Origin of the sequence: Isoptericola sp. NPDC060257, assembly GCF_042726645.1 — a bacterium.
Lineage (GTDB): Bacteria > Actinomycetota > Actinomycetes > Actinomycetales > Cellulomonadaceae > Isoptericola > Isoptericola nanjingensis.
On sequence record NZ_JBHXAW010000321.1, the window covers coordinates 1 to 4,624 of the forward strand.

At 74.0% G+C, this 4,624-nt stretch carries 3 protein-coding genes and 1 pseudogene; 3 read left to right on the top strand and 1 reads right to left on the bottom strand.

Going from position 1 to position 4,624, the window contains the following annotated elements; all coding sequences use genetic code 11:
• Nucleotides 1-1,088 (top strand): annotated as a pseudogene (locus ACFWEK_RS19100) (2-succinyl-5-enolpyruvyl-6-hydroxy-3-cyclohexene-1-carboxylate synthase); the annotation flags it as partial.
• A gap of 96 nt (nucleotides 1,089-1,184) precedes the next feature.
• The gene (locus ACFWEK_RS19105) at nucleotides 1,185-2,990 is read left to right on the top strand and encodes a S1C family serine protease (RefSeq protein ID WP_430555062.1); all 1,806 of its coding nucleotides are present in this window, start codon (nucleotides 1,185-1,187) and stop codon (nucleotides 2,988-2,990) included.
• Nucleotides 2,991-3,148: 158 nt separating this feature from the next.
• Here the strand turns inward: ACFWEK_RS19105 and ACFWEK_RS19110 are convergent, their stop codons facing one another.
• Entirely contained in the window at nucleotides 3,149-3,748 is a 600-nt protein-coding gene (locus tag ACFWEK_RS19110) for a TetR/AcrR family transcriptional regulator (protein ID WP_430555063.1), read from the bottom strand.
• A 155-nt stretch (nucleotides 3,749-3,903) separates the two neighbouring features.
• Here ACFWEK_RS19110 and ACFWEK_RS19115 point away from each other — a divergent pair, with 155 nt between their 5' ends.
• A complete protein-coding gene (locus tag ACFWEK_RS19115) occupies nucleotides 3,904-4,494 on the top strand; it encodes a DUF6230 family protein (protein WP_430547769.1) in 591 nt (196 codons plus the stop codon).
• Nucleotides 4,495-4,624 lie beyond the last annotated feature (130 nt).

Below are 4,624 nucleotides of genomic sequence, written 5' to 3' on the forward strand. Positions count from 1 at the left end.
GCGCGGGGCCGGTCGCGCGCGCCGTCGCCGAGGCCCAGGGCTGGCCGCTGCTCGCCGAGCCGTCGTCGGGCGCGTGCGGCGGGCCGAACGCGGTGGCGGCGTACCGCTCGGTGCTGGGCGTCGAGGAGGTGACCCGCGACGTCGAGCAGGTGGTCGTCTTCGGGCGCCCGACGCTGTCCCGCCCCGTGCAGCGGCTGCTGGGGCGGCCGGACGTCGTCGTCACGGTCGTCGCGCCCGACGGCGGGCCGTGGCCGGACGCCGCCCGCAACGCGGAGCTGGTCGTTCCTGCGCTCGCCGACCGCTGGTCGTCGCCGACGGCGCCCGTCGGGGGCGGCTCCGAGGGCGACGGCGGGTTCCTCGACCGGTGGCGCGCCGCCGGGCGCGCGGCCGCCGCCGTCGTGGACGCCGCGACCGCGGACGCCGCCGTCGCCGAGGGGCTGCTGACGGCCCCCCACGCCGCGCTCGCCGTCGCGCGCGCCGTGGCGTCCGTGCTCGGACCCGACGACCTGCTCGTCGTCGGCTCGTCCAACCCCGTCCGGGACCTCGACCTCGTGCTCGGGCTCGACCACCCCCAGGCCGGCGACCTGCCCGACGTGCTCGCCAACCGCGGGCTGGCCGGCATCGACGGCACCGTCTCGACCGCGACGGGCGTCGCGCACGCCGCCGCCCGCCAGGGCCGCCGCACCCGCGCGCTGGTCGGCGACCTCACCTTCCTGCACGACGCCGGCGGCCTGCTGCGCGGGCCGCACGAGCCGCCCGTCGACCTCGAGGTCGTCGTCGTGAACGACGACGGCGGGTCCATCTTCGCCACCCTCGAGCACGGCGAGCTCGCGACGTCGTCCACGCGGGGCGCCGCCACCTTCGAGCGCGTCTTCGGCACCCCGCACGGAGCGAACCTGGCCCAGCTGTGCGCCGGGTACGGCGTGGACCATCAGCTCGTGCTCGACGTCGGCTCGCTGCGGCACGCCCTGCAGGCGCCGACGCGGGGCGTGCAGGTGATCGAGGTGCACGTGCCGCGCGCCGACCGGCTGTCCGAGACGCGGGACCTCGCGGCACGGGTCGCCGCCGCCGTGCGGGAGACGCTCTGACCTGCGGCGCCACGATTCGCAGGAAGTTCTCAGGTTGAGCCAAGCGCCACGCCAGGATGGGGTGGTCTCCTGGAGGCACACATCGAGGAGGGCACCATGAGCACCGACACCCCGGGCGCACCGCAGCCGTCGGGCGCCGACGAGCCGAACCGGAGCGAGAACCCCGCTGAGCGGCCGACCGAGCGGCCGACCGAGCGGCCGGCCGAGCAGCCGGGCGCCGCGGACCGCACCGCGTCGCAGCCGGCCACGCAGGACACCCAGCACCTCACCGTGCAGCCGACCCAGCAGCTCCCCACCCAGGGGACGCCCCAGCAGGGGCCCCCGCAGCCGCCCGCTCCGCAGCAGGCGTCGCAGCAGCAGTACGGCGCGCAGCAGCCGCGGTACGGGCAGATGGCGGCCGGGTCGCCGTACTACGCGCAGCAGCAGTCGCAGCACCAGCAGGGTGCGCCGCAGCAGTACCAGCAGCACCAGCAGCACCAGCAGCACCAGCAGCCGCAGGGTCAGCCGTACGGCCAGGGCCCGGGCAACCCCTACGGCCTGAACCAGACGTCCCCGCAGCAGGGGCCCGGGGGAGGGACCGCCACGAAGCGCGAGCGGTCCGTCTGGGTCCCGGTGGCCAGCGCGGCGGTCATCGCGGCCGTCCTCGCGAGCCTGGGCACCGCGGCGGCGACCGGCGCGTTCGACGCGGGCAACCCGTCGTCGCTGGCGAACGTCGGCGCGAGCTCGCAGGCCACCGACGAGGCCCCGGTCAAGAACTCGACGTCGAACAACCCGAACTGGGAGGCGGTCACGACGGCCGTCGCGCCGTCGGTGGTCGCCATCCAGGTGCAGAGCCAGTCCGGCGGCGCCGAGGGCTCCGGCGTGATCTACGACGACCAGGGCCACATCGTCACCAACAACCACGTCGTCTCGGGCGCGCAGAACGACACCGTGCAGGTCACGCTGTCCGACGGCCGCCTGTACGAGGCGACGATCGTGGGCACCGACCCGACCACCGACCTGGCCGTCGTCAAGCTGAAGAACCCGCCGGACGACCTGAAGCCCGCGTCCTTCGGCTCGTCCGACGACGTCACGGTGGGCGACGCCGTGCTGGCCGTCGGGAACCCGCTCGGCCTGGCGAACACCGCCACCACCGGCATCGTGTCGGCCGTCGACCGCCCGGTCTCGGCGTCGGGGGAGGACGGCAGCACGCAGGTCGTCACCAACGCGATCCAGATCGACGCGGCGATCAACCCCGGCAACTCCGGCGGCCCCCTGTTCAACGCGCAGGGCCAGGTCATCGGCATCACGTCGTCGATCGCCACGATGTCGAGCGGCATGAGCGGCGAGCAGTCCGGCTCGATCGGGCTCGGGTTCGCCATCCCGGTGAACCTCGCGACGAACATCGCCGACCAGCTCATCAAGGACGGCTCGGCGGAGCACGCGTTCCTCGGCGTGACCATGCAGGACGCGACGGCCACGGCCGACGGCGTCACGCGTCGCGGCGCCAAGGTGGTCGAGGTGTCGTCCGGGTCTCCCGCCGCGGACGCCGGCCTCCAGGCCGGCGACGTGATCGTCGCGATCGACGACGACTCCGTCAACGGCGCCGAGTCGCTCACGGCGTACGTCCGGGAGAAGGCGGCCGACCAGAAGGTCACGCTGACCTACGTCCGCGACGACAAGACGCAGACCGTCGACGTGACCCTCGCCGTCCGCGACGAGTCCGCTACGACCGGCCAGGGCGACCAGGGCCAGAACGGCCAGGACGACCAGCAGGGCCAGGACCCGAACGGGCAGGACGGCCAGGGCCAGGGCGACCAGGACGGTCAGGACCAGGGCCAGGGCGGCTCCGACTCGACCGACCCGGGCAACCTGCCCGGCTGGCTCGAGGACCTGCTCCAGGGCGGCAGCGGCAACAACTGAGCCGAGACCGAGCCGCGGCCGGCCGGCACGCGCATCCGGCCGGCCGCACCAGCAGCCCCGCGGGCCCGCGACGACTCCCCCCTCCCCGTCGCGGTCCGCGGGGCTTTGTCGTGCGCGGACCGCGCGGCCCGAGGGGTGGTGGGCGGGCGTCCGCCCCGTCAGCCGGACGAGGGGTGCAGGGCGGCGAGGACGCCGAGCGCGCTGCGCTCGAGGAAGTCGGCGAGGTCGGACGGTGGGATCTCGGGGTCGGTCGCGGCCTCGACGAGCGCCTGCTCGGCGAACGAGATCCACGAGTGCAGCGCGACCTCGAGCAGGGGGGTGGGGGCGACGCCGATCTCCTGGAACGCGTCGCGGAGGTGCCCGGCCAGCACGTCGCGCGCGTGCTGGATGGTGGCGCGCACGTGCTCGTCGCCCGACGCCGCACCGCGCACGAGCGAGTAGAACGTCGCGTCGTGGTCGTGCACGAACTCGACGAACCGGTCGAGGGTGTCGCGGAGGCGCTCGCGAGGCGGCAGCTCGGGCCGCGGCTGCGTGGCGTGCAGCATCGCGTCGCGCGCGGTCCGGACGATGGCGGAGTGGAGGCCCTGCCGGTTGCCGAAGTAGTAGTGGACGAGCCCGGGGGAGACCCCGGCCTGGGCGGCCAGGTCCTCGACGGTGACGGCCTCCAGGGGGCGGTCGGCCAGCGCGGCCACGCCGAGCGCGACGAGCTGCTGCCGGCGTTCGTCGGGGCTCATCCGGGTGCGTCGCGCGGCTGCCATGCCCCGAGCATATGGCCGTTTCGCGAGGTGACGGCGCCGCCCGGAGGGTGAAGCGCCGCGGGCAACCGTTGCTATTGACGTCGCCTCAGTAAGCGGCGTACCGTCGCCACTCGTCGGCGACACAGGGGTCGCCATGTCGTCTTGTTGGAGGGGAAATGAAGCTCAGCGCACTGACGCGCACGCGTCGAGGCCGTGCGATGCTCGCGGCGGTCCCGACGGTGGCGGTGATCGGCGTCCTCATGGGCGGCGTCGCCCAGGGCGCCGTCCCGGTGTCGATGGCGATCTCGGGCCAGCAGTTCAAGATCGCGGCCGACAAGCTCGACGGGACCGGATTCTCGCAGTACGCCGGCGAGTCCAAGGACGCCGACGGCAAGTCGCGTCCGGTGGCGATCGCCAACATCAAGGACGCGACGCTGTACAACCTGTGCCAGTCGGTGAAGATCCCCGGCATGCCGCTGGGCCTGCTCATCTCCGCGGGGACCGACACCAAGAACCCGGTCAAGGCGACCGACCTGCAGATCGGCATGAGCGACCTGCGCGGCACCGCGCAGTTCAACCAGATCCGGATCGGCGTCGACGCCTCCACCGTGAACACGAAGGCGCACGGCAGCAAGGGCGACTTCGCCATGGACTCGGACGCGATCACCATCGACGACCTCAAGCAGGTCTCGACGAGCACGTCGGCCGCGGTCTTCACGCTCACCGACCTGCACCTCAAGATCTCCGACGGCACCGAGTGCTTCTGAGCGGCCCCGGCGACCAGGGAGACCACGCGTGAGCGACGACGAGAACACCTCGATCCCCGAGGCGTCCACGGGGTCGACCGCTGAGGCGTCCGCGGCGTCGACCCCGGAGGGGCCGGCCACCCGCCAGCGG

Excerpts from the sequence above, each read along its gene's own strand:
- ACFWEK_RS19105 (WP_430555062.1), top strand. The coding sequence starts at position 1,185 with ATGAGCACCGACACCCCGGGCGCACCGCAGCCGTCGGGCGCCGACGAG.
- ACFWEK_RS19110 (WP_430555063.1), bottom strand. The coding sequence starts at position 3,748 with ATGGCAGCCGCGCGACGCACCCGGATGAGCCCCGACGAACGCCGGCAG.
- ACFWEK_RS19115 (WP_430547769.1), top strand. The coding sequence starts at position 3,904 with ATGAAGCTCAGCGCACTGACGCGCACGCGTCGAGGCCGTGCGATGCTC.